The organism is Cupriavidus sp. H39, from assembly GCF_050271075.1.
Lineage (GTDB): Bacteria > Pseudomonadota > Gammaproteobacteria > Burkholderiales > Burkholderiaceae > Cupriavidus > Cupriavidus necator_B.
In genome coordinates, this window is sequence record NZ_CP189848.1 from 2,406,055 (window position 1) to 2,429,743 (window position 23,689).

Consider the following 23,689-nt stretch of genomic DNA (forward strand, 5'->3'; position numbering starts at 1 on the left):
CTGTCAGTACTGGACCTTGCGTTCCACATAACGGAACTGCACCACGGTCAGCGCGATCACGATCACCATCAGCACCACCGACTGCGCGGCCGAGCCGCCGATGTCCATGCCGCGGAAGCCGTCATGGAAGACCTTGTAGACCAGCGTGTTGGTCGAATTGAAGGGTCCGCCGTGCGTGACCGCGTCGATGATGGCAAAGGTGTCGAAGAACGCGTAGACCACGTTGATCACCATCAGGAAGAAAGTGGTCGGCGACAGCAGCGGGAACACGATCGACCAGAAGCGGCGCCACGGCCCCGCGCCATCGATGGCAGCGGCCTCGATCAGCGAGCGCGGGATGCTCTGCAGCCCGGCCAGGAAAAACAGGAAGTTGTAGCTGATCTGCTTCCAGGCCGCGGCCAGCACCACGAGCAGCAGGGCCTGGTTGCCGTTGAGCAGGAAATTCCATTCGACGCCAAGCTTGCGCAGCGCAAACGACACCACGCCCAGGGTCGGGTTGAACATGAACATCCACAGCACGCCCGCCACGGCCGGCGCCACCGCATACGGCCAGATCAGCAGGGTCTTGTAGCCGACAGCGCCGCGGATGATGCGGTCGGCAAAATACGCCAGCAGCAGCGCGGTGCTGAGGCCCACCACCGTCACGCCCACGGCGAAGATCGCGGTAGTCTGGAACGACTCGACATAAAGCGGGTCGTTCCACAGCATGCGGAAGTTGTCCAGGCCGACGAAGTCCAGGTTGATGCCGAAGGCATCCTGCTGCAGCATCGACTGGTACAGCGCCTGCCCGGCGGGCAGGAAAAAGAAGATCAGCGTGATCGCGATCTGCGGCAGCACCAGCAGATACGGCAGCCACGGCGAACGGAAAACGACGCGTTTTTCCATGAACGGATTCCGGGGATGCCGCGGATGGCGGCATCGGACTAGGTACGAAGTGGCACGCGGCGCCGGTCGGCACCGGCCACAAAGCAAGCGGGCGGAGGTTTCGCCGCCGCCCGCTTGTCACGTCAGCCTGCTGGCAAGGCCTGGCGCCTTACTCGCGCGCGGTTTTCTGGAAACGCTCCAGCAGGTCGTTGCCGCGGGCCACGGCCGAGTCCAGCGCGGCCTTGGGTTCTTTCTTGCCGGCCCAGACGGCTTCCAGCTCTTCGTCGACCACGGTGCGAATCTGCACCATGTTGCCCAGGCGCACGCCGCGCGACTTGTCGGTGGTCTTGACCACCATCTGCTGCACCGACACGTCGGCGCCGGGGTTCTTGTCGTAGTAGCCCGACTTCTTCGTCATCTCGTAGGCGGCCATCGTCACCGGCAGGTAGCCGGTGGCCTGGTGCCAGTCCGACTGGATTTCAGGCCGCGACAGGAAATTGAAGAACTTGGCCACGCCCTTGTACTCGTCAGGCTTCTTGCCGCCCATCACCCACAGCGACGCGCCGCCAATGATGGTGTTCTGCGGGGCGCCCTGCACCTCGGGGTAGTACGGCAGCTGCGCCACCGCGAACGCAAACTTGGCGTTCTTGCGGATATTGGCCAGCGACGCCGACGATCCGGTGAACATGGCGCACTCGCCGTTATAGAACTTGGCCTGCGATTCGGCCTTGCGTCCGCCATAGCTGAAGTAGCCCTTCTTCACCATGTCCTGCAGGTTGGTGATGTGCTTGACGTGCAGCGGGCTGTTGAAGACCAGGCGCGTGTCGGTGCCGCCGAAGCCGTTGTTCTTGGTGGCGAACAGCGTGTTGTGCCAGGCCGAGAAGCTCTCCAGGTGGACCCACCCCTGCCAGTCGGTGGTATAGGCGCAGTTGGTGCCCGAGGCCTTGAGCTTGGCCGAGTACTGCATCACCTCGGGCCAGGTCTTGGGCGGCTTTTCCGGATCGAGGCCCGCCTTCTTGAAGGCGTCCTTGTTGTAGTAGAACACCGTGGTCGAGCTGTTGAACGGGAACGACAGCATCTCCCCCTTCGACGAGGTGTAGTAGCCCGCCACCGCGGGGATATAGGCCTTCTGGTCGAACTTTTCGCCGGCGTCCTTCATCACCGCCGACACCGGCTTGATCGCGCCCTTGGCGCTCATCATGGTGGCGGTGCCAACCTCGAACACCTGCAGGATCGCCGGCGCGCCGCCGGCGCGGAACGCGGCGATGCCCGCCGCCATGGTCTCGTCGTAATTGCCCTTGTTGACCGGCACTACCTTGTATTCGGACTGGCTGGCGTTGAACTTGTTGGCGATCTCGTTCACCTTGTCGTTCAGCGCGCCCTGCATGGCGTGCCACCACTGGATCTCAACGGCGGCATGCGCGCTGCCGGCCCCGGTCAGGGCCGCCAGCACGGCGAGTTTGAGCACGGTACGGGATACGGACATCTGTGGCTCTCCTTGGTCTGTCTATAGCAGTCAGTCGAAAATCCGACAGCATGTGATTCTTTTATGACAGCGGCATGTTACGCCTGTCGCACCTGCGCTAGCAAATCAGCAGATTCACCAGTATGGCCAGGTCCGTGCTTATTGCAGTGCAATAACAGAATTTGCGCGCAGATCCACGGTTACAATGGCCCGCCATGCAATCCCTGAACAAGCTCTCTAATACGGCGCTGCGCGGCGTGCGCGGCGTGCTGACCGACATCGACGGCACCCTCACCACCGACGGGCGGCTGCCGGCCTCGACCTACCTGGCGCTCGACGGCCTGCGCCGGGCTGGCCTGCATGTGATCCCGGTCACCGGGCGCTGCATTGCCTGGGCCGAGATCCTGACGCGCCTGTGGCCGGTGGATGCCATCATCGGTGAAAACGGTGCGTTCTACTCGCACTTGCACCATGGCCGGTTGCAAACCCGCTTCCTGGACGATGCGGCCACGCGCGCGCGCAACCTGGAGCGTATCCACGCACTGGGCCAGCGCATCGTGCGCGAGGTGCCCGGCTGCGCGCTGGCGTCCGACCAGGCCTGGCATGCCGCTGACCTGGCCATCGACCATGCCGAAGACGTCGCGCCACTGCCCGAGGACGCCGTGGCCCGGATCGCAGCCCTGATGCGCGAGGCCGGCATGACCGCCACCGTCAGCTCGATCCATGTCAACGGCTGGTTCGGCCGGCACGACAAGCTGTCGATGAGCAAGCTGTGCGTGGCTGAACTGCTGGGCGAGGACTTGGACGCGCGGCGCAACCAATGGCTGTTTATCGGGGACTCGGCCAACGATGCCTCGATGTTTGCGCATTTCCCGCTGTCGGTGGGCGTGGCCAATGTGCGCGATATCCTGCCGCAGTTGCCGGTGCCGCCCGCCTACATCACCGCGGCCGCGGGCGGCGAAGGCTTTGCCGAAATGGCGCAGCGGCTGGTCGAGGCGCGCGGCTGAATCCGCCTCGCAAAAAAAACCGGCCGGGGATGTCCCGGCCGGTTTTTCCTTGCCTTGCGCACCCTGAGGCGGCTCAGTCGAAGCCCAGCTCCTGCAGCTTGCGCGTGATGGTATTGCGCCCGATCCCGAGCCGGGTCGCGGCTTCGACGCGGCGGCCGCGCGTGACGCCCAGCGCGGCTTCCAGCACCGCCTTTTCAAACCGGCGCGTCAGCAGGTCCATCACTTCGGGCTGGCCGGATTCAAGCATGGCGCGCGCCTCGCTGGCGAGCAGGCTTTCCCATCCGGCAGACATCTGGGCCGGCACCGGCGCCACCGACGTGGCTGGTGCGGCCCGGACGACCGTGGCCGTGTCTGCCTCGGCCACCGGCACCGCAAGCCCGCCATAGTCGGCCAGATCCTGGGTGCCTTCATACTCTGCCGCGCGCAGATCCGGCGCGCGCTCCGGCCGCGGTGGGTTGACCGGCGCGCTGGTGCCGGCTTCCAGCATCTCGCGCGGCAGGTCCTTGACCTCGATGGTCTGCGCCGGCGCCATCACGGTCAGCCAGTTGCACAGGTTTTCCAGCTGGCGCACGTTGCCCGGGAACGGCAGCGTGCTGACATAGGCCAGCGCCTCGTCCGACATGCGCTTGGGCTCGACGCCGAGTTCCTTGGCACTCTTCTGCAGGAAATGGCGCGCCAGCAGCGTGATGTCCTCCGGCCGCTCACGCAGCGGCGGCAGCCGCAGCCGGATCACGTTCAGGCGGTGGAACAAGTCCTCGCGGAACAGCCCTTCCTTGACGCGCAGCTCCAGGTTCTGGTGGGTGGCGGCGATCACGCGCACATTGGCGCGCAACGGGTTGTGGCCGCCGACGCGATAGAAATTGCCGTCGGACAGCACGCGCAGCAGGCGGGTCTGCAGGTCGAACGGCATGTCGCCGATTTCATCGAGAAACAGCGTGCCGCCCTCGGCCTGCTCGAAGCGCCCGCGCCGCATGGTCTGCGCGCCGGTAAAGGCGCCGCGCTCATGGCCGAACAGCTCGGACTCCAGCAGGTCCTTGGGAATCGCCGCGGTATTGAGCGCGATAAACGGGCCGTTGGCGCGCGGGCTGTGCTTGTGCAGTGCGCGCGCAACCAGTTCCTTGCCGGTACCGGATTCGCCGGTGATCATCACCGTCACGTTGGATTGCGACAGGCGGCCGATGGCGCGGAACACGTCCTGCATCGCCGGCGCCTGGCCCAGGATCTCGGGCGCGTCGACCAGGCGGTCGTCCATTTCTTCCTCGCGCAGGCTTTCTTCCAGCGCGCGCCGGATCAGCTCGACCGCCTTGTCGACATCAAAGGGCTTGGCCAGGTATTCGAAGGCGCCGCCCTGGAACGCCGCGACCGCGCTGTCGAGGTCGGAATAGGCCGTCATCACGATGACCGGCAGCCCCGGGTGCCGGGTCTTGATGGCCTGCAGCAGGTCCAGGCCGGATCCGCCGGGCATGCGGATGTCCGATATCAGCACCTGCGGCTGGTCATCTTCCAGCGCGGCCAGGGCGTCCCGCACATTGGTGAAGCTGCGCGACAGCAGGCTCTCACGGGCCAGGGCCTTTTCCAGGACCCAGCGGATTGATTGATCGTCGTCGACTATCCAGATCGGCTTCATGTGCGTCGCTTGTCTGCTCGGTGTCAGTGGGTCTTCCGCATGCCCTGGCCACGTCGGTGCACGCGCTTGCGGACGCCGGCAAAGGCTAGTGCAGCGGCAGCAGGATACGGAAGTCGGTACAGCCCGGCCTGCTCTCGCATTCGATCAAGCCCTCGTGCTGCTGCACGAAGGTTTGCGCGAGTGTGAGACCCAGTCCGCTGCCGCCATCCCTGCCCGATACCAGCGGATAGAAGATGCGTTCGCGGATGTCTTCGGGAATCCCCGGGCCGTTGTCGATTACATGCAAGTCCAATGCCAGCTTGAACAAGCGCTTGGCAATGGTGACCTGCCGCGCGATGCGCGTGCGCAGCACGATCTGCGCATCGCCGCGCGCGATGCGGTCGGCAAGCGCGTGCGCGGCGTTGTGGACGATGTTGAGCACGGCCTGGATCAGCTGCTCCTTGTCGCCCTGCAGTTCGGGCAGGCTGGCGTCGTAGTCGCGCACGATCTCCAGCCCGTTCGGGAACTCGGCCAGCACCACCGAGCGCACGCGCTCGAGCACCTCGTGGATATTCAGGCTCGATACGATATGCGGATGCCGGTGCGGCTCCAGCAGCCGGTCCACCAGCGTCTGCAGCCGGTCCGACTCCTTGATGATGACCTGCGTGTATTCGCGCAGCGAGCGCTCGGGCAGCTCGAACTCCAGCAACTGCGCCGCCCCGCGGATGCCGCCCAGCGGGTTCTTGATCTCGTGGGCCAGGTTGCGGATCAGCTCCTTGTTGGCCGAGGTCAGGTCCAGGATGCGCTCTTCGCGGTCGCTGCGCACCTTCTGCTCGTTGGGCAGGATCTCGACCACCACGGTGTCGCTGACGGCCTCGAGCACGGCGATTACCACGTGCACATGGATGGGATCCTGCAGCGGCGGATGCAGGATCAGGTCCTGCCGGCGCACGTCGAACTGCCGCGTGACCACCGTGTCGAGCATGCTGTGCAGCTCATCGGATTTGCCGAACAGGTCGGGCAGCGTCAGCTCGACCATGCCCTTGCGCGACACGCCGAAGGTGGCCTCGGCGGCCGGATTCGCGTAGACCACGCGCAGCCCCGGCTGGCGCACCAGCAGCACCGGGTTGGCGACCACGTCCAGGCCGGCATGGAACGCCGTGGCGCCGAGGCTCAGCACGCGCGCGGCGGGTTCGGGCGGTGCCGGTTCCGCCTCGGGCGGCTCGATCCGCGCGCCCTCGGCACTGCCGGCCTTGCGTGACACTCCGCGAATCAGGCGACGCATAAGACTAGTCCTTCAGGTTGCCCAGTTCGCGCCGCAACGACGCCGCGTTGGCTTCGCTGCGGGCAATGTCGTCACGCAGCGCCGCGGTGCGGTCGAGGTACTTCTGGTAGTTGCGCTCGTTGCCCTGGCGCTCCGGCTGGCCGTTGTTGTATTCGGCGCGCAGTCCCTGCAGCTTGGCCTCCTCGGCCTGCAGTTCCTGCGCCAGCACGGTGCGGCGCTCGCTGTCGCGGCTTCTCTGGGTGGCGCTGTCCACGCGCGGGAAACTGGTGCTGCCGGTGGTGGTGGCGCTGCTGCCGGCACCCTTGGCCGGTGCGGCAATGCGCCCGCCCGGCACCGTCACCACCTCGGGCAGGTTCAGCTTCTTGCAGCCCTTGCCGGCATTGCCGTTGCGGTACTCCGGCACGCCATTGGGCCCGGTGCAGACATAGACATCCGATGACTGCGCGGGAGACGGCGCGGCCCACGCTCCCAGCGCCAGCGCCGCGGCGCTCACCAGAACGGGGAATCGGCGTCGAGTTTGGTGCACGGAACGGGGCATGGCGTGAGTCCGGGGGGCCGTGCGGGAAGGGGCATCCATGGGCATGGCGTCAGGTTAGAACGGGGTAGGACCGAGACAGGATCGGATTCCCCATTCTAGCGAGCAAAGCAAAAAGGGACAGCCGAAGCCGCCCCCTTGTGGTGCAACTGTTGCCCGGTCACAACCTGCGCCATGGCCGGGCACGGGCCGCTTACAGCGAGTAGTACATCTCGAACTCGACCGGGTGCGTGGTCATGCGGAAACGCGTGACTTCTTCCATCTTCAGTTCGATGTAGGCATCGATCATCGAATTCGAGAACACGCCGCCGCGGGTCAGGAACTCGCGGTCGTTGTCCAGGTACTCGAGCGACTGATCCAGGCTCGAGCACACGGTCGGGATCTTTGCATCTTCTTCCGGCGGCAGATCGTACAGGTTCTTGTCCGCGGCTTCGCCCGGGTGGATCTTGTTCATGACGCCGTCCAGGCCGGCCATCAGCAGCGCCGAGAAGCCCAGGTACGGGTTCATCAGCGGATCCGGGAAGCGGGTCTCGATGCGGCGGCCCTTCGGGTTGGCCACATACGGGATACGGATCGAAGCCGAACGGTTGCGGGCCGAGTAAGCCAGCTTGACCGGAGCCTCGAAGCCCGGCACCAGGCGCTTGTACGAGTTCGTGCCCGGGTTGGTGATGGCGTTCAGCGCGCGGGCGTGCTTGATGATGCCGCCGATGTAGTACAGCGCGAATTCCGACAGGCCGGCGTAGCCGTTGCCCGCGAACAGGTTCTGGCCGTCCTTCCACACGGACTGGTGCACGTGCATGCCCGAACCGTTGTCGCCAACCACCGGCTTGGGCATGAAGGTGGCGGTCTTGCCGTAGGTGTGAGCGACGTTCTGGATCACGTACTTCTGCAGCTGGGTCCAGTCGGCGCGCTGCACCAGCGTGCTGAACTTGGTGCCGATTTCGTTCTGGCCCTGGCCAGCCACTTCGTGGTGGTGGACTTCAACGGGGATGCCCAGCGATTCCAGGATCAGGCACATTTCCGAACGCATGTCCTGGAAGGTGTCGATCGGGGCGACCGGGAAGTAGCCGCCCTTCTTGCCCGGACGGTGGCCGGCGTTGCCGTGCTCGAACTCCTTGCCCGACGACCACGGGGCTTCTTCGGAATGGATCTTGACGAAGCAGCCTTGCATGTCGACGTTCCACGTCACGCCGTCGAAGATGAAGAATTCGGGCTCCGGGCCGAAGTAGGCGGTGTCGCCCAGGCCGGTGCTCTTCAGGTAGGCTTCGGCGCGCTTGGCGATCGAGCGCGGGTCGCGGTCATAGCCCTTGCCGTCCGACGGCTCGACGACGTCGCACGTCAGCACCAGCGTGGGTTCTTCGTAGAACGGATCGACGTTTGCGGTATTCGGATCCGGCATCAGCAGCATGTCCGAAGCTTCGATACCCTTCCAGCCGGCGATCGACGAACCGTCGAAGGCGTGGCCGCTTTCGAACTTGTCTTCATCGAAATGCGACACGGGCACGGACACGTGTTGCTCCTTGCCTTTGGTATCGGTGAAACGGAAATCGACGAACTTGACGTCGTTTTCCTTCACCAGCTTCATCACGTCTGCAACGCTGTGGGCCATGCCAATCTCCTGGGTATTCGGCAAATGTCTGTGAAAGCCAATTCTTGGGACTGTCGCCAGCGGCGCCGCTGCATCTTGCCGCGCCTGTCTGGCCTCGCCGCGAAAGGACGTCGGATGTTAGCAGAAAGCATGCCAACTGAACGCCTCGCCGCGGCGGCGAGCCCGAAAATTGTGCAACTTCGGCGAATCGCGCACCGACCTGGTCGGCAATAAAATCGCCTGCCAGATTGCGGGCCGCACATGTGGCGCTTCAGCTACACCTGCAAACCGGGTTGCCTGTGTCAGGAAACGCCATCATGGTGCAAAAATCACGCGACCGCACCGTCTTAGTGCGAACGCACCAAAAACGGTCGTACTCGCCCTGTGACGGCACCTCCCGGGCGCTTCCGGCCTGCGCATCCACCGCCCCGCAACCGCGGCGCTATAGAATAACGGGTTACGGCCCCAGCGCCACGATTCCACCCATTCAATTTGTCACGCCGATGACCACCCGAGACGATCTCCTCCAGGCCGCCCGCCTGCGCCAGGAACAAAACCAGTTGCCGTATTTCGGCGCGCTGTCACCGCAGGAAGCCTATGCCCTGCTGCAGAACGACCCTTCCGCCGTGCTGGTGGACGTGCGCACGCAGGCCGAACTGGACTGGGTTGGCGGCGTCGACGTGCCCGACGCGCAGTTCGCCCATGTCGAATGGATGTCCTATCCAGGCGGCGCGCAGAACGCGCGCTTTATCGAAGAGTTGCGCGCGCGCGTGCCGTCCGACGTGCCGGTGCTGTTCCTGTGCCGCAGCGCGGCGCGCTCCAAGCACGCGGCACGGGTGGCCACCGAAGCCGGCTACCACTTTGCCATGGACGTGCTCGAAGGCTTTGAAGGCAACCGCGACGATCACCACCACCGCAAGACCGTCGAGGGCTGGTGTGTGCGCGGCCTGCCCTGGCATGGCGCCTGACTGCGCGCGGGCCTGAACGCAAAGGGGCAGCCAAGGCTGCCCCTTCTCTTTGGCCCGGCCGGAACGCCTAGGTCTGTGCCGCCTGGCGCGGCGGCTGTTCCACGGTTTCAAATCCCATCGCCTGCACGCCGTCGAGCAGCATCGCATAAGCGGGCGCCAGCAGCTCGGCCGGGCCCTTGACGCCCAGGTCGATATGGCGGCGCGCGAAGCGGTCGCCGCGCTGCACGTCGCCGACCGACGGCAGGCTGAACACGCGGATCCCCGGATGCGCCGCCTCGACCTTCTCCATCAGCGGGGTCAGCGTCGACTCGGGCGCCTCGAACACGTAGAAGGCCCGCTCCTGTTGCTGCACCTGGTGGAACAGGTGCGCATAGTCGTGGTCGAGCACCCACTCCATCATCGGCCATGCCATCACCGGGAAGCCCGGCATGAAATGATGGTGGCGGACCGAGAAACCGGGGATGCGGTTGTAGCTGTTGGGGATGATGCGCGCGCCCTCGGGGAATTCGCCCATCTTAAAGCGGTGCTGGTTCTCCGGCAGCGTCAGGTCGCCCTTGACCGGGTCGCCGCCGGCGGTCTCGGCGATGCGCAGCGCGATCAGTTCGCGCGCCTCTGGATGCAGCACCAGCGGCACCCCCAGCGCCGCGGCCGCGCACTGGCGCGTGTGGTCGTCCGGCGTGGCGCCGATGCCGCCGGTGCAGAACACCACGTCCGGGCCGGCCAGCGTGCGCCGCAGCGTGGCGGTGATGCGCGCGCGGTCATCGCCGACGTACTCGGCCCAGTCCAGCGCCAGGCCGCGTGCGCCCAGCAGTTCGATGGTGCGGCGCAGGTGCTTGTCTTCACGCCGCCCGGACAGAATCTCGTCGCCAATGACGATCAGGCCGAAACCCATATTGCCCTCGCTTCAGGAATTTTCGATACGGCGCACGTCGTGCGGCGCCAGGTCGATGACGTCGCCGCCCGACGACGGAGCGGCCGGCGGCTGGGCCGGCACGGCGGCGCGTTCGGCCCGCAGTTGCGCCAGCGCGCGCAGGCAGAAATGGCCGAACCACAGCGCCGAGAAAATAAAGATCAGCACATACAGCCAGAGCGTGCCGGCCAGCACGAACGGGAACAGGAAGATCACCGCCGCCGACGACACCCACAGCAGCGTCGGCGCCGAGCCCAGCAGCCCCACTGCCACGCCGATCACCAGCAGCGGCGTGCGGTGGCGCCGCACCAGGGTTTTGCGCTCTTCGGCGCTGGCGTGGTCGGCAAGCGCGTCATAGGTCATCACGCGGTAGGTCAGCCAGCCCCACAGCACCGGCGGGATCAGCGCAAAGAACGGCGGGATCAGCCACAGCGGCAGCGTCACCAGCACCAGCGCCAGGAACACCACGGTACTGCCGAGCGAATGGAACACACTGCCCAGCACGCTGCCGCCATGGGCCTTGGCCAGGTCCGGATAGCTGCGCTCCAGGTGACGCACCACCGCCGGCACGGAGACCACGCCGATAAACATCAGCATCGAGGCGATCACCAGCGGAATTGCCAGCGCCGCCACGAACAGCGGCGCCACGATGCTACGCATCGATTGCAGCCCGAACCAGTCGAGCGCGCTGTAGATCCAGCTGGTCAGGATCGAGGTTTCCAGGAAGCCGCGGGTGGCGCCCATGATGGGATCCCAGCCCCACCAGAGCAGCCCGCCCCACAGCAGCGTGGCCAGGACGAAAGGCAGCACGGTCAGCATCAGCATGCGGGGATGCAGCTGGCTGACCAACGCGCGGCCAAACGAGCGGAAGATATCGTTCATGCAGTCGAAACAAGAAGGTCGCGGGGAGCGGGCGGTGCCAGCGAGGTCACGGGCCGGCGGCAACCCGGAACACTAGCATACGCCGCCCGCCAGCGCGGTGCGCCTGCGTCCGCCGGCGATGGAGGAAGGCCTCGGATTTCCGCTCAGCGCAGCCGCAGCAGCCGCTTGATGCCGTACCACTGCTGGGACAGGAAGCCCGTGCCGTAGTCGTGGCCCTTGCCCGCCGGCGGCGGCAGCTGGTCGCGGATGCCGGTCGGGTGGTAGGTCTCGCTGAACACCGCGGTGCCGAACAGCATGTCCCACCAGGGGAAGATCACGCCGTAGTTGCAGCCACCCAGCTTTGCCGGCGCGCCCTCGGCTTCGTGGCCGATGCCCACCGCGTGGTGGGTGCGGTGGAAGCGCGGCGAGATCAGAAGCCGTTCGCCGATGGCGCCGAAGTGCAGGCGCAGGTTGGCATGCTGCAGGCTCTGCAGCAGCTGCGACAGCGCCACCAGCAACACATACTGCGACGGCTCCACGCCCACGCCCAGCGCCACCAGCGCAAACACCAGGTCGCGCAGCATGTCGTCGAGCAGGTGGTTGCGGTTGTCGCTCCAAAGCGTCATCTGGCGCTGGCTGTGGTGCACCGCATGCAGGTGCCACCACCAGCGGAACGAGTGCGACAGCCGGTGGTACCAGTAGTCGAGCAAGTCGAACAGCAGCAGATAGACAAAGAAGCTGACCAGCGGCACCGAGGTCACGCCCGGCCACCAGTCTTCCACATTGACGCGATGCCAGCCCATCAGTCGCAGGTGCCCTTCCAGGGCGTCGGTCAGCGGTTCCAGCAGGAAGAACATCGCCAGCCGGAACAGCCCGAGGCGGTGGATCACCGTGTAGAGGATATCGGTACGGACAGCGGCCCGGTCGGCCACGGCTTCGACCGGGCGCCACTTCTCCAGCGGCCCCAGGATCAGTGCCATCACGGCGATCTGCACCAGCCCCACCAGCAGCCATTCGGTGCCGGTGAAGGCTTCCTCGGCATAGCGGCCAAAGCCCAGGTCATAGACCACCGGCAGCACCATGTCCTGGAACAGCGTGCCTTCGATCTGCCCGATCCAGGCGCTCAGCGTCTCCCACATCAGCGTCCGCCCTCCTTTGGTCCGGTCGGCCGCGCGATCCAGTCGCGATAGGCGGGGTGCTCGCGCAGCGTCGCAAAGCAGAAGCCCTTGCGCTCCAGGCCCGTGAGCAGCGGTTCGAGCACCGCCGGCGCCCACGGATCCTGGCGCGACCAGATCCCGAGGTGCGCCATGGCGATGTCGCCATCGCGCAGGCTGGCGAGCGCGCGTTGCAGCAGCACGGCATTGGGATAGTGCTCCGAAGACAGCTCATCGCCCAGGAAGCCCGCCGGCGCCCAGCCGACATGCCGGAAGCCGCACTGCTCGGCCCATTGCAGCGTCTGGGGCGAGGTGCGCCCGCCCGGGGCGCGCCACAGCGGCATCATGTCGGCACCGGTCAGGCCGCGCAAGGCCTCGGCGCTGCGCCGCAATTCCTTGCAGAAGCCGGCCTGGTCCATGGCCATGTCCTTGCCCGCCTGCGCGCCGAACTGCGGCCGCATGGTGACCTGGCCGGCGCGCACGCTGCGCAGGTAGACATGATCGAAGGTATGGGTGCCGAAGGCGTGGCCGTCGGCCACCAGCGACTTCCAGTACGGGGCCCACGACGGGTCGAGCGAACTGTCCTTGCGCACCGTCGGCTCGTTGGCCAGGAAGAAGGTGGCGCGGATCTGGTGGCGCCGCAGGGTATCGGCGATCAGCTGTGCCTGGCTCATGCTGCCGGTGTCGAAGGTCAGGTAAAGCGTGCCGGCCTGGCATGCCCTGGCGCCCGGCCTGGCGGCGTCGGCCGCCTGCGGCGCACCCGGCAGGCTGCAGGCAAGCGCCAGCCCGGCTAGCCAGCGGCCCAGCCGTACGCGCCGCGATGCCTTGATCTGGTCCATGGTGCCTGGCCCTGCCTGACTTCCGTTTTAGTACAGCGGTGCGCGCGTGCGGAAATAGATGCCATGCGGCGAGCGCCCGACCCGCACGGTCTTGACCAGCTTGCGGCTGGCCACATCGACCAGCCCGACCGAACGCGCCCAGCGGAAGGTCACCCACAGGGTCTTGCCGTCGGCGGTCAGTTCCATGTCATCCGGGCCCGGCGGCAAACCGGTGATGTCGCCGACCTTGCTCAGCGTCTGCTGGTCGATGATGCTGATGCTGCCGGTGACGCGGTTGCTGAGGAACAGGTGGCGCCGGTCGCCGACGGCGCGGAAGTTATGCGCGCCCTTGCCGGTCTGGATCTGCTTGACCACGGTGCGCGTGCGCCAGTCGATCACGGCCACGTAATCGGCGCCGGTCATGCCGACCAGCAGGTATTTCTGATCCGGCGTGACCCAGATCCCCGCCGGCGCCGAACCGGTTTCCATGCGCCACATCACGTTCTGCGTGACCAGGTCGATGGCAGCCACTTCGTTGGAGTCCTGCAGCGTGACAAAGGCGATGCGGCTGTCGGCGGTAAACGCGATATGGCTGGGTGTCTTGGCCAGCGCAAACTGCTTGGCCAGCTTCAGTGTCTTGCCGTCCCAGCGGTACAAGTCGACGCGGTCGAGCCGGTTGCCGGTGGCGACAAACCACTTCTGGTCCGGCGAGAAGCCGATTTGATAAGGGTCGTCGACATTGGCCACGCGCTGCTGGACCTTGCCGGTGACCGGATCCAGGAACACGAGGTCGTTGCCGACCGCGTTGGCGACGATCAGGGCTTTGTCGTCCGGCGTGGCGATCAGGTGGTGAGGCTCCTTGCCGATCGGGAAGGTTTCCAGCACCTTCTGCGTATCCTTGTCGATCAGCGTGACGGTGGCATCACCCGAATTGAGGATCACCACCACTTCCGCCCAAGCCGGGGCCGCCATCAGGCCCAGCGCGAGCGCGCCCACCGTGATCCCACCAGCCACCAACCGCCGCAATGCGAACATAAGACCCGCTACAAGAAGAACTGAATCGGCGATTCTAACGTTTTGGCGTTGAATTCCGCTGACGTCCCAGCTGACGGCGGACAAGAATTTAGCAGATCGTTGCGCCGGTACGACCATTGCACAACCATTTACTGCCGTAGCCGCGCGCGAACCTCAGCGCTGCATCGATTCCCACACCTTTTGCAGCCGCTTGACCGACATCGGCACCGGCGTGCGCAGCTCCTGGGCGAACAAGGCGATGCGCAGTTCTTCCAGCATCCAGCGGAATTCCTCCAGCCGCGCGTCCTCGCCACCGCGGCCCTGGGTGCGCAGCTGCTTTTCGGCACGCTGCCACTGCTGCACCAGCGGCACCATCTCCTGCAGGCGCTGGCTATCGCGGGCCGGATCGCCCTTGAGCTTGTCCACGCGCATGGCGATGCCCTTCAGGTAGCGCGGGAAATGGACCAGCTGCGAGTACGGGGTTTCGTCGACAAAGCGCTTGCCCATCAGCCGGCCGAGCTGGGCCTCCATGTCCGCATGGGCCGCGGGGAACGGCTTGGCCTGCAGCAGCTTGCGCGGCAGCCCGGCGTATTCGGCAAGGATGGCGCCCACCAGCCGGGCAATTTCCTGCGCCAGCAGCGACAGCCGGGTACGGCCTTCGTCCTTGCGGGCATTGAACTCGGCCTCGTTGCGCGGCAGCGGCGCCTGCATGCAGGCGCGCTCCAGCGCCAGCATCACGATCTGCTCGCGCAGCATCTCCTGCGTGCCCAGCGTCATGTACTGCATCGCCATCTGCTGCAGCCCGGGGATGTTCTTTTCGATGAACTTGACCTGCTCGCGCAGCTGCAGCGCGAACAGCCGGCGCAGCCCGAGGTGGTGGATGCGGGCGGCTTCCTGCGGATCGTCGAAGACTTCGACGTCGCAATGCGTGCCGCGGTCGACCAGCGCCGGGTAGCCGAACAGCGTCTGGCTGCCCTTGCGGATCTCGAGCAGTTCCGGCAGCTCGCCGAAGCTCCAGCCGGTCAGGCCTTCGTACTTGCCGGGCTCCGCCGCGGCCAGCGCCGGCGCCGGCTGTCGCGCCTGGTCCGGCGCCTGGTCCGGCGCCCGGGTGGCGGCCTGTGCCGCGGCTTGCGCGGCCACCCGCTGGAACGACTGCTGCGCCTGCCCGCCCAGCTCGGCGCGCAGCTGGGCCAGGTTGCGGCCCATGTCGAGCTGGCGCCCGTGCTCGTCGACCACCTTGAAGTTCATGGCGTGGTGCGCCGGCAGCGTTTCCAGCTTGAAGTCCGCGCGCCGGACCATGGTGCCGGTCTGTTCGCGGATATCGGCGATCAGCACGTCCAGCAGTTCGCCCTCGCCAAACGGCTGGCGCGCGACAAAGCCCGCGGCATACTCGGGCAGCGGCACGCAGTGGCGGCGCAGCTTCTGCGGCAGCGACTTGAGCAGCAGGTGCACCTTTTCCTTGATCATGCCGGGCACCAGCCAGTCCGCCCGCTCCGGGCGCACCTGGTTGAGCGCGTACAGCGGCACGGTCAGTGTCACGCCGTCGCGATGGCTGCCGGGTTCGAAGTGGTAGCTCAACCCCATGTCCACGCCGGCCACGGTCATGGTCTTAGGGAACAGGTCGGTGGTGATGCCCGCCGCCTCATGCCGCATCAGTTCGTCGCGGTTCAGGTACAGCAGCTTGCGGTCGTTCGCGCTCTCGGCCTGGTACCACTGCTCGAACGCAGCCTGCTTGCAGATGTCGGCCGGAATCGCGCGGTCGTAGAACGCGTAGATCAGCTCGTCGTCGACCAGCACGTCCTGGCGCCGCGACTTGTGCTCGAGGTTCTCGATCTCGCGCACCAGGCGCTGGTTGTGCGCGTAGAACGGCAGCCGCGTATCGAACTCGCCCTCGACCAACGCGCGGCGGATAAAGAGCTCGCGCGCCTCGCGCGGGTTCATCGGCCCGTAGTGCACGCGGCGGTGCTGGTAGACCACCAGCCCGTACAGCGTGGCGCGCTCCAGCGCCAGGACCTGCCCGGCCTTCTTTTCCCAGTGCGGATCGCTCCAGCTGACCTTGAGCAGGTGGCGGCCCACCTGCTCCAGCCATTCCGGCTCGATGCGCGCCAGCGTGCGCGCGAACAGCCGGCTGGTCTCGACCAGCTCGGCCGCGACGATCCAGCGCCCGACCTTGCGCGCGATCAGCGAACCCGGCCACAGGTGGAACTTGATGCCGCGCGCGCCCAGGTACTCGCGGCCCTTGCCGTCGCCGTCCTCGATGCGGCAGCCGACATTGCCGAGCAGGCCGGTCAGCAGCGCCTTGTGCACCTGCTCGTAAGTCGGTTCGCTCTCGTTCAGGCGCCAGCCCTGTTCGGTCACCGTGGTCAGCAGCTGGGAATGCACGTCGCGCCACTCGCGCAGCCGCAGGTGCGACAGGAAGTGCGCACGGCACTGGTCCTGCAGCTGGCGGTTGGACTTCTTGTGCGCGACCGCGTCCTCGAACCACTTCCACAGCCTGACCCAACCCAGGAACTCGGACTTCTCGTCCATGAACTTGCGATGGGCCTGGTCGGCGGCTTCCTGCGCCTCCTGCGGGCGGTCGCGCGGGTCCTGCACCGACAGCGCGCTGGCGATGATCAGCACCTCGCGCAGGCACTGGTGCTCGCGCGCGGCCAGGATCATGCGCGCCACGCGCGGATCGAGCGGCAGCTTGGCCAGCTGGCGGCCGGTGGCCGTCAGCTGGTTGGCGTCGTCGACGGCGCCAAGCTCTTGCAGCAGCTGGTAGCCGTCGGCCACCGCGCGGCCCAGCGGCGGCTCGATGAACGGAAACGCCTCGATATCGGTTAGCCGCAGCGCCTTCATGCGCAGGATCACCGCGGCCAGCGACGAGCGCAGGATCTCGGGGTCGGTAAAGCGCGGCCGGCCGGTGAAATCGGACTCCTCGTACAGCCGGATGCAGACGCCGTTGGCCACCCGGCCGCAGCGGCCGGCGCGCTGGTTGGCGGCGGCCTGCGAGATCGCCTCGACCTGCAGCTGCTCGACCTTGTTGCGGTACGAGTAGCGCTTGACGCGCGCCAGCCCGGTATCGACCACGTAGCGGATGCCCGGCACCGTCAGCGAGGTTTCGGCGACATTGGTCGCCAGCACGATGCGGCGCGCGTTCGACGGCTTGAACACCCGCTCCTGCTCCTGCACCGACAGCCGCGCGAACAGCGGCAAGATCTCGGTATGCGGCGGGTGGTGCTTGCGCAGCGCCTCGGCGGCCTCGCGGATCTCGCGCTCGCCGGGCAGGAACACCAGCACATCGCCCGGGCCGACGCGGCACAGCTCGTCGACCGCCTCGACAATGCCGTCATACAGGTCGCGCTCGCGTGCCTGCGGGCTGCGCGGCGCGCCCGCAGGCACGTCCTCGGTGACCGGACGGTAACGCACTTCCACCGGGTACAAGCGGCCGCTGACCTCGATCACCGGCGCTGGCTTGTCGCCCGAGGCGAAATGCTGGGCAAAGCGCTGCGCATCGATGGTGGCCGAGGTGATGATCACCTTCAGGTCCGGCCGCTTCGGCAGGATCTGGCGCAGGTAGCCGATCAGGAAGTCGATGTTCAGGCTGCGTTCGTGCGCCTCGTCGATGATCAGCGTGTCGTAGGCGCGCAGCAGCGGGTCGTTCTGGGTCTCGGCCAGCAGGATGCCGTCGGTCATCAGCTTGACCGACGCCCCCGACGACATGGTGTCGTTGAAGCGCACCTGGTAGCCGACGTGCTCGCCCAGCGGCGTGCCGAGTTCCTGTGCGATGCGCTTGGCGGTCGAGGTGGCGGCGATGCGGCGCGGCTGGGTGTGGCCGATCAGCCCCCCGCCCTCGCGGCCGGGGCCGCGCCCGATCGACAGGCAGATCTTGGGCAGCTGCGTGGTCTTGCCGGAACCGGTCTCGCCGGAAACGATCACCACCTGGTTGGCCAGCAGCGCCGCGGCAATCTCGTCGCGGCGAGCCGATACCGGCAGGGCCTCGGGGAAGGTGATCGGCGGCAGCGGGTTGACCGGACGCGGCGGTCGCGCGCCGCGCGGCTGGCGCGGCCCGCCGTCGCCGGGCGGCCGCGCACCGGCAGGCCGGGCGGGGCCGGCCTGCTGCCGGGCCGGGCCGGAGGCCGGGCGGGATTGGACGGGGGCAGCGGGCTGACCGGCACCGGCGCGCTGGCGCGGCGCAACCGGTGGTTTGGGCTTGACGGGGCGTTGTTCTGACATTGGCCGGGATTATAATCCGCGGGATGAACGCCAGAACCGACGCGCCGCAGACGGCGCCTGCCTCCCCGTCCGCATCCTCGGCCGCCGCCGCACCGGCGCAGGCCGAGCCGCCCGCCGCGGCCGAACTCCCCGCCCCCGCCCCGGCCTCTCCCGTACCGGTCACCGCCGATGCGGATCGAAGCGGCCCTGACCACCAGCAGTTCGTCGACTGGCTGCGCATGGTGGCGCCGTATATCCATGCCTTCCGCGGCAAGACCTTCGTGATCGCCTTCGCCGGCGAGCTGGTCAAGTCGGGCGTGCTCAATGCGCTGGTCAACGACGTCGCGCTGCTGCACGCGATGGGCATGCAGATCGTGCTGGTGCACGGCTCGCGCCCGCAGGTGGAAGAGCAGCTGGCGCTGCGCCATGTCGAATCGCAATTTGTCGAGGGCGTGCGCGTGACCGACAACGCCGCGCTCGAATGCGCCAAGGAAGCCGCCGGCGAGCTGCGCCTGGACATCGAGGCCGCATTCAGCCAGGGCCTGCCCAACACGCCGATGGCCGGCGCCCAGCTGTCGGTGATCTCCGGCAACTTCGTCACCGCGCGCCCGGTCGGCATCGTCAACGGCACCGACTACCAGCACACCGGGCTGGTGCGCAAGATCGACGCCGAATCCGTGCGCATGTCGCTGTCGCACGGCAAGGTGGTGCTGCTGTCGCCGCTGGGCTTCTCGCCCACCGGCCAGGCCTTCAACCTGTCGATGGAAGACGTGGCCAGCGCCACCGCCACCGCGCTCAAGGCCGACAAGCTGATCTTCATCACCGAGGTGCCGGGCGTGCCCGATCCGGTCGGCAAGATGATGCAGGAAATGTCGTTGCGCACCGCGGTGGAGCGGCTGCAGAACAACCACCTGCCGCCGGACGTGGCCAACTACCTGCAGCACCTGGTCAAGGCGCTCAAGGGCGGCGTGCCGCGTGCGCACCTGATCCCCTACTCGCTCGACGGCGCCGTGCTGCTTGAACTGTTCCTGCACGACGGCGTCGGCACCATGCTGTCCGACACCGACCTGGAAAGCCTGCGCGAGGCCACGCTGGACGACGTCGGTGGCATCGTGCAGCTGATCGCGCCGCTGGAGCAGGACGGCACGCTGGTGCCGCGCGGACGCCACCTGATCGAGCGCGATATCGCCAACTTCTCGGTGATCGAGCACGACGGCGTACTGTTCGGCTGCGCCGCGCTGTACGACTACCCGCGCGAGAACATGGGCGAGATGGCCTGCCTGACGGTATCGCAGGAAGCCCAGGGCACCGGCGACGGCGAGCGCCTGCTCAAGCGCATCGAGCGCCGCGCCCGCGCGCTGGGCCTGGAGCGCCTGTTCGTGCTGACGACCCGCACCGAGCACTGGTTCCTCAAGCGCGGTTTCGTCCACGCCACCGTCGACGACCTGCCCGAGGACAAGCGCAAGCTCTACAACTGGCAGCGCAAGTCGATGGTGCTGATGAAAAAACTGTGAAGCCGTAGGGGCAATCGCCGCTGTGCCGCGGCCGGCTGCCCCGCTTGGCTACAATAGCGCCAGCGCCGAAGCTCTCACGAACATTCCAAGGAGTCCCCATGGCCCGCACGGTCCATTGCATCAAGCTGAACAAGGAAGCCGAAGGCCTCGACTTCCCGCCGCTGCCCGGCGAACTGGGCAAGAAGATCTGGCAGAACGTGTCGAAGGAAGCCTGGGCCGGCTGGCTCAAGCACCAGACCATGCTGATCAACGAGAACCGCCTGAACATGGCCGATGCGCGCGCGCGCCAGTACCTGCTCAAGCAGACCGAGAAGTACTTCTTCGGCGAAGGCGCCGACCAGGCCCAGGGCTACGTGCCGCCGCAGGCCTGATCCGCGCCGGCCAGCAAAAAAAAGGGGTGCCTGAGGCACCCCATTTTGTTTGGCAGCGGGCGTCGGCTCAGTAGTCCGTGCGCTGCACGCCGTCGCCGGTGCCGAGCAGCAGCACGTCGGCGCCACGCAGCGCGAACAGCCCCACCGTGACCACGCCGGGCACCTGGTTGACGGTCTGCTCCAGGCCGCGCGGATCGTCGATCTTCAGCCCGGCCACGTCGAGGATCACATTGCCGTTGTCGGTCTTGTAGATGCCGCCTTCCTTGGTCATGCGCAGGCGCGGCTGGCCGCCGAGCGCCTGCAGCTTGCGCGCCACCGCGGCACGTGCCATCGGCACCACCTCGACCGGCAGCGGGAAGTTGCCCATGGTCTGGACCAGCTTGCTGCCGTCGGCGATGCAGACGAAGCGCCTGGCCACCGAAGCGACGATCTTCTCGCGCGTGAGCGCCCCGCCGCCGCCCTTGATCATGGCGCCGCTGGCGTCGATCTCGTCGGCGCCGTCGACATAGACCGGGATCTCGTCAACCTCGTTCAGGTCCAGCACCTTGAAGCCGTGCTGCTGCAGGCGCCGCGTGGAAGCCTCGGAGCTCGACACCGCACCCGCGAAGCGCTCCTTGAACGCCGCCACGGCGTCGATGAAAAGATTGGCGGTGGAGCCGGTGCCTACGCCGAGCACGGCACCTTCGGGCACTTCCTGCTTCACGTAGTCGGCGGCGGCTTGCGCGACCAGCGCCTTGAGTTCATCCTGAGTCATGACAACAGCCAGATTGCGTTGGGGGAGGGTAGGAGAAGTCCATCACTGGACTCCTCCCCCCTAAGAACCGTACGTGCGAGTTTCCCCGCATACGGCTCAAGCCTTTACAAAGTGATTGAACTTATTCAAACACCGGTTTCACAGCAATTTTACCGTAGTGATGAACTTGGACATGGCAATCGGGGTGCAGCAATACGCGATTTCCTAGAGCATCTGAACCCCCAAGAATCCGGGGTTCGATGTGATGGTCATCCCATCCAGTCTCGTCGTTCAACGCGCCTTGACACACCGCGCACAAGCCCCGCTGAGAAACGTACAGCTTTGCCCATTGCTTACGGTACGACATGCGATCTGCCATGCGTTCCTGTCGCAATTTCTCACCATACATCTCCTGCGCCGGGTCGAAGGGATGGTAGTCCGCCCGCACCTTCTTGTGCCGCCGGATGAGCGTACTCGGAATCGAATACAACTCCATCCAGTAGCGTTCACCTGCCTTGTTCACAGCAGTGGTTCCGAACACCCAGTTCCGATCCCCAACTGAGGCGTAATACTTCTTTCGCACCCATTCGGAGTTCTTCCCTCGATGTCGCCGTTTTGCCCACCTCCATAGAGCCCTAAAAATCAGGTTTTCCATTCGGGTGAACGCCGCCTTCGCTACCACCGGGCAGTGATACTGCGCCCAGCCCCATAGCATCGGGTTCAGCAGTCGAATCAATTTCTCCTGCTTGACCGTCTTGTTTGCACTGATGACCTCCTTCACCTTGCTGTAGAACGCTTTCACGTTCTTCTTGCCTGGCTTGATGAGCAGCTTTCCCGAATACTTCCGGAAATTCCACCCCAGAAAGTCAAAGCCGTCAGCGATATTGACGATCCGCGTTTTCTCCGTCGATAGCGTCAGCCCCCGTACTGCAAGGAACCGTTCTACCCACGGCTTCACTTCGTTTTCTAACACCTCCGGCGTATTACCGGTGATCACGAAGTCGTCCGCATAGCGCACAACATTTACTTTGAGCTTCTTTGTTTTGGCGACGCCCAGCTTAGTTCGGAAGAACTCCTCCAGTTGTCGTTCCAATCCATTCAGTGCCACGTTTGCCAGAGTCGGGGAGATGATTCCTCCCTGCGGTGTTCCAGCGTCGGTCGCCTGAAACTGGCCCTGAAATACCACGCCAGCCTTCAACCACTTCCGAAGGATTGCTTTGTCCATCGGGACATTGCGTTCCAGCCAGTCGTGACTGATATGGTCGAAGCACCCCTTGATATCCGCTTCCAGCACCCATTGGGCCGAAGCCTTCTGGGATAGGGATACGAATAGCTGAGACATGGCATCGTGAGTCGAGCGATTGATCCGAAACCCGTAAGAGTTTGGATCGCTCGTCCCTTCGGACACCGGTTCCAGCGCCAGCAGATACAGCGCCTGCATGGCTCGGTCGTGCAGGGTCGGAATGCCCAGAGGGCGCTTCTTCCCATTCGACTTGGGGATGTAGACCCTCCGTAAAGGCCGTGGCCTGTACCCCCGGCGCTTCAACCTCCCGATGGCTTCCCACCGGGCTTCAGACGTTTCCCACTTTACGCGATCGACTCCCGCCGTCCGCGCACCTTGGTTCATCGCCACTCGCCGCACCGCCGATGCCTTGGCGGACCACGAGCGGGTCAGGGACCTTTGCAAGGCTTTTACCCTGCGCCAATCCCCTTCCTGTGTTGCCTTCGCAATTCGAATCTGCATTACCCGAACGTTCCGGTCGACGCGGCGCCAATCAATGTCGCCCCATCTTTGCGGTACGCCGGAAGGCGCAGATTCATCCTTGCGGATCAATGCTTCCATGCTGCCCTCCTATCTTGAGGATCTTCCCCAACATCGAGAGACAACATGCCCCTTGAGGGACAGGTTGTCCCTCAAGGGAAGAAAAATTAAACAAGCGAGTTTAGTCAGCCGTCTTGCGACGAGAAGACCAGTTGGAAGTCTGCCCGCTTTCGCGTGGGATGATGTTTCAACCCCTATCCGAGCCATTACAGCCCGGCATTCGCTTTTTCCAACCTCCCATACCCGCACAGCCGACAGCGTTCCTTACGGTTCGCCTGCCTGAGTCGTACAGCACTCCGGCAGCCATACGGGCTTACCACGTTCCCCACGCGTTACAAGACTGGGTTAGGACCTGCCTCTTCGCCGATGGTCTACTGACGACGTATCCCGAGTTTCCAGCGGGATAACCGACCACATACCATTTTGGTTAGTGCCACTTAGTAGCGTAAGCACCGTACTACTCACGACGTTTATCAGCAGTTCACATATGTTGCCCTTACCAGTCAGCCTAGCTCCTCGACCGATGCTACTTCGGTCTGCTACCCACGGACCTCACGGCCCCTGAGCACCCTTGCGGGGGCTACATTGTCAGAAGAGCTTCACACCTCACCGTTACCAGTGACGCATGTCTCCCTAGGCTACTACCAGTCGCATGGCAGGTTCTCTATCGAGGCACCCGCACGGGCGTACTCGACCGAACAATAACGCATGGAGCCTTCGGCTCCGGGACCTCACTTCCTTACTCATGTGCCCGAATACGAGCGAGCACTTGACGACGGCCGAGCTCTTGCGAGCGCCAACCACCGTCCCAATGGCGTAGCGCCGATCCAATCCGGACCAGTTTAAAGCTATGTGGCGTTTACGCAACAAAATTGCCGTTGCACACCCGCCCGCACCCTCCGTGGAGGGGCGTTTACAGAGAACTCGCCCAAAGGCGAGCGTCCCCGCCCTTGGGCAATGGCTGGAAATCCATCCAG

The 23,689-nt window shown here is 65.6% G+C and carries 18 protein-coding genes; 4 read left to right on the plus strand and 14 right to left on the minus strand.

All coding sequences use genetic code 11. The features are described from left to right. Window positions 1–3: 3 nt before the first annotated feature. On the minus strand, window positions 4–885 hold the full coding sequence (ugpA, locus tag ACOCMH_RS26500; protein ID WP_427310080.1) for a sn-glycerol-3-phosphate ABC transporter permease UgpA: 882 nt from the start codon (window positions 883–885) through the stop codon (window positions 4–6). A gap of 148 nt (window positions 886–1,033) precedes the next feature. Further along, window positions 1,034–2,350, minus strand: coding sequence for a sn-glycerol-3-phosphate ABC transporter substrate-binding protein UgpB (ugpB, locus tag ACOCMH_RS26505; protein WP_427310081.1), 1,317 nt, complete (start codon window positions 2,348–2,350; stop codon window positions 1,034–1,036). 194 nt (window positions 2,351–2,544) lie between these two features. Here ugpB and ACOCMH_RS26510 point away from each other — a divergent pair, with 194 nt between their 5' ends. Further along, complete coding sequence (locus tag ACOCMH_RS26510; protein WP_427310082.1) at window positions 2,545–3,336, plus strand: HAD-IIB family hydrolase; 792 nt, start codon at window positions 2,545–2,547, stop codon at window positions 3,334–3,336. A gap of 73 nt (window positions 3,337–3,409) precedes the next feature. Here the strand turns inward: ACOCMH_RS26510 and ntrC are convergent, their stop codons facing one another. The 4 genes from ntrC to ACOCMH_RS26530 form a co-directional block, all read right to left on the minus strand. Then, the gene (ntrC, locus tag ACOCMH_RS26515) at window positions 3,410–4,963 is read right to left on the minus strand and encodes a nitrogen regulation protein NR(I) (RefSeq protein WP_427310084.1); all 1,554 of its coding nucleotides are present in this window, start codon (window positions 4,961–4,963) and stop codon (window positions 3,410–3,412) included. Between the two features lie 85 nt (window positions 4,964–5,048). Beyond that, window positions 5,049–6,227, minus strand: coding sequence for a nitrogen regulation protein NR(II) (gene glnL / locus ACOCMH_RS26520; RefSeq protein ID WP_427310086.1), 1,179 nt, complete (start codon window positions 6,225–6,227; stop codon window positions 5,049–5,051). 4 nt (window positions 6,228–6,231) lie between these two features. Further along, the gene (locus ACOCMH_RS26525) at window positions 6,232–6,804 is read right to left on the minus strand and encodes a DUF4124 domain-containing protein (protein ID WP_427310088.1); all 573 of its coding nucleotides are present in this window, start codon (window positions 6,802–6,804) and stop codon (window positions 6,232–6,234) included. 151 nt (window positions 6,805–6,955) lie between these two features. After that, on the minus strand, window positions 6,956–8,371 hold the full coding sequence (locus ACOCMH_RS26530; RefSeq protein ID WP_427310090.1) for a 3-hydroxylaminophenol mutase: 1,416 nt from the start codon (window positions 8,369–8,371) through the stop codon (window positions 6,956–6,958). Between the two features lie 482 nt (window positions 8,372–8,853). On the opposite strand from ACOCMH_RS26530, the gene ACOCMH_RS26535 reads away from it, so the two are divergent. Then, on the plus strand, window positions 8,854–9,318 hold the full coding sequence (locus ACOCMH_RS26535; protein ID WP_171516929.1) for a rhodanese-like domain-containing protein: 465 nt from the start codon (window positions 8,854–8,856) through the stop codon (window positions 9,316–9,318). A gap of 67 nt (window positions 9,319–9,385) precedes the next feature. On the opposite strand, the gene ACOCMH_RS26540 is transcribed toward ACOCMH_RS26535, so the two are convergent. The 6 genes from ACOCMH_RS26540 to hrpA form a co-directional block, all read right to left on the minus strand. After that, complete coding sequence (locus ACOCMH_RS26540) at window positions 9,386–10,210, minus strand: competence/damage-inducible protein A (RefSeq protein WP_427310092.1); 825 nt, start codon at window positions 10,208–10,210, stop codon at window positions 9,386–9,388. A gap of 12 nt (window positions 10,211–10,222) precedes the next feature. Then, on the minus strand, window positions 10,223–11,110 hold the full coding sequence (locus tag ACOCMH_RS26545; protein ID WP_427310093.1) for an EI24 domain-containing protein: 888 nt from the start codon (window positions 11,108–11,110) through the stop codon (window positions 10,223–10,225). A 143-nt stretch (window positions 11,111–11,253) separates the two neighbouring features. After that, window positions 11,254–12,228 carry a sterol desaturase family protein gene (locus ACOCMH_RS26550; protein ID WP_427310095.1) on the minus strand — a complete coding sequence of 325 codons (975 nt, stop codon included), beginning with the start codon at window positions 12,226–12,228 and terminating at the stop codon, window positions 11,254–11,256. After that, a complete protein-coding gene (locus tag ACOCMH_RS26555; RefSeq protein ID WP_427310097.1) occupies window positions 12,228–13,082 on the minus strand; it encodes a polysaccharide deacetylase family protein in 855 nt (284 codons plus the stop codon). The genes ACOCMH_RS26550 and ACOCMH_RS26555 overlap by 1 nt, the downstream gene beginning before the upstream one ends. Window positions 13,083–13,109: 27 nt before the next feature. Further along, the gene (locus ACOCMH_RS26560) at window positions 13,110–14,096 is read right to left on the minus strand and encodes a cytochrome D1 domain-containing protein (protein WP_427310099.1); all 987 of its coding nucleotides are present in this window, start codon (window positions 14,094–14,096) and stop codon (window positions 13,110–13,112) included. A 153-nt stretch (window positions 14,097–14,249) separates the two neighbouring features. Then, window positions 14,250–18,293, minus strand: a complete 4,044-nt coding sequence (hrpA, locus tag ACOCMH_RS26565; RefSeq protein ID WP_427310101.1) for an ATP-dependent RNA helicase HrpA — start codon at window positions 18,291–18,293, stop codon at window positions 14,250–14,252. A 23-nt stretch (window positions 18,294–18,316) separates the two neighbouring features. Between hrpA and argA the strand changes: the two genes are divergently transcribed. Continuing rightward, window positions 18,317–19,786 carry an amino-acid N-acetyltransferase gene (gene argA / locus ACOCMH_RS26570; RefSeq protein WP_427310103.1) on the plus strand — a complete coding sequence of 490 codons (1,470 nt, stop codon included), beginning with the start codon at window positions 18,317–18,319 and terminating at the stop codon, window positions 19,784–19,786. Window positions 19,787–19,884: 98 nt separating this feature from the next. Further along, on the plus strand, window positions 19,885–20,157 hold the full coding sequence (locus tag ACOCMH_RS26575; protein WP_116337272.1) for an oxidative damage protection protein: 273 nt from the start codon (window positions 19,885–19,887) through the stop codon (window positions 20,155–20,157). Window positions 20,158–20,224: 67 nt separating this feature from the next. On the opposite strand, the gene rpiA is transcribed toward ACOCMH_RS26575, so the two are convergent. Both rpiA and ltrA read right to left on the minus strand, forming a co-directional pair. Further along, window positions 20,225–20,911, minus strand: a complete 687-nt coding sequence (gene rpiA, locus ACOCMH_RS26580; protein WP_427310105.1) for a ribose-5-phosphate isomerase RpiA — start codon at window positions 20,909–20,911, stop codon at window positions 20,225–20,227. Window positions 20,912–21,032: 121 nt separating this feature from the next. Then, window positions 21,033–22,733 (minus strand): group II intron reverse transcriptase/maturase, encoded by a 1,701-nt coding sequence (gene ltrA, locus ACOCMH_RS26585; RefSeq protein WP_427310106.1) that lies wholly within the window; start codon window positions 22,731–22,733, stop codon window positions 21,033–21,035. Window positions 22,734–23,689 lie beyond the last annotated feature (956 nt).

Coding starts and splice junctions, on each gene's coding strand:
- ugpA (WP_427310080.1), bottom strand. CDS start 885: ATGGAAAAACGCGTCGTTTTCCGTTCGCCGTGGCTGCCGTATCTGCTG.
- ugpB (WP_427310081.1), bottom strand. CDS start 2,350: ATGTCCGTATCCCGTACCGTGCTCAAACTCGCCGTGCTGGCGGCCCTG.
- ACOCMH_RS26510 (WP_427310082.1), top strand. CDS start 2,545: ATGCAATCCCTGAACAAGCTCTCTAATACGGCGCTGCGCGGCGTGCGC.
- ntrC (WP_427310084.1), bottom strand. CDS start 4,963: ATGAAGCCGATCTGGATAGTCGACGACGATCAATCAATCCGCTGGGTC.
- glnL (WP_427310086.1), bottom strand. CDS start 6,227: ATGCGTCGCCTGATTCGCGGAGTGTCACGCAAGGCCGGCAGTGCCGAG.
- ACOCMH_RS26525 (WP_427310088.1), bottom strand. CDS start 6,804: ATGGATGCCCCTTCCCGCACGGCCCCCCGGACTCACGCCATGCCCCGT.
- ACOCMH_RS26530 (WP_427310090.1), bottom strand. CDS start 8,371: ATGGCCCACAGCGTTGCAGACGTGATGAAGCTGGTGAAGGAAAACGAC.
- ACOCMH_RS26535 (WP_171516929.1), top strand. CDS start 8,854: ATGACCACCCGAGACGATCTCCTCCAGGCCGCCCGCCTGCGCCAGGAA.
- ACOCMH_RS26540 (WP_427310092.1), bottom strand. CDS start 10,210: ATGGGTTTCGGCCTGATCGTCATTGGCGACGAGATTCTGTCCGGGCGG.
- ACOCMH_RS26545 (WP_427310093.1), bottom strand. CDS start 11,110: ATGAACGATATCTTCCGCTCGTTTGGCCGCGCGTTGGTCAGCCAGCTG.
- ACOCMH_RS26550 (WP_427310095.1), bottom strand. CDS start 12,228: ATGTGGGAGACGCTGAGCGCCTGGATCGGGCAGATCGAAGGCACGCTG.
- ACOCMH_RS26555 (WP_427310097.1), bottom strand. CDS start 13,082: ATGGACCAGATCAAGGCATCGCGGCGCGTACGGCTGGGCCGCTGGCTA.
- ACOCMH_RS26560 (WP_427310099.1), bottom strand. CDS start 14,096: ATGTTCGCATTGCGGCGGTTGGTGGCTGGTGGGATCACGGTGGGCGCG.
- hrpA (WP_427310101.1), bottom strand. CDS start 18,293: ATGTCAGAACAACGCCCCGTCAAGCCCAAACCACCGGTTGCGCCGCGC.
- argA (WP_427310103.1), top strand. CDS start 18,317: ATGAACGCCAGAACCGACGCGCCGCAGACGGCGCCTGCCTCCCCGTCC.
- ACOCMH_RS26575 (WP_116337272.1), top strand. CDS start 19,885: ATGGCCCGCACGGTCCATTGCATCAAGCTGAACAAGGAAGCCGAAGGC.
- rpiA (WP_427310105.1), bottom strand. CDS start 20,911: ATGACTCAGGATGAACTCAAGGCGCTGGTCGCGCAAGCCGCCGCCGAC.
- ltrA (WP_427310106.1), bottom strand. CDS start 22,733: ATGGAAGCATTGATCCGCAAGGATGAATCTGCGCCTTCCGGCGTACCG.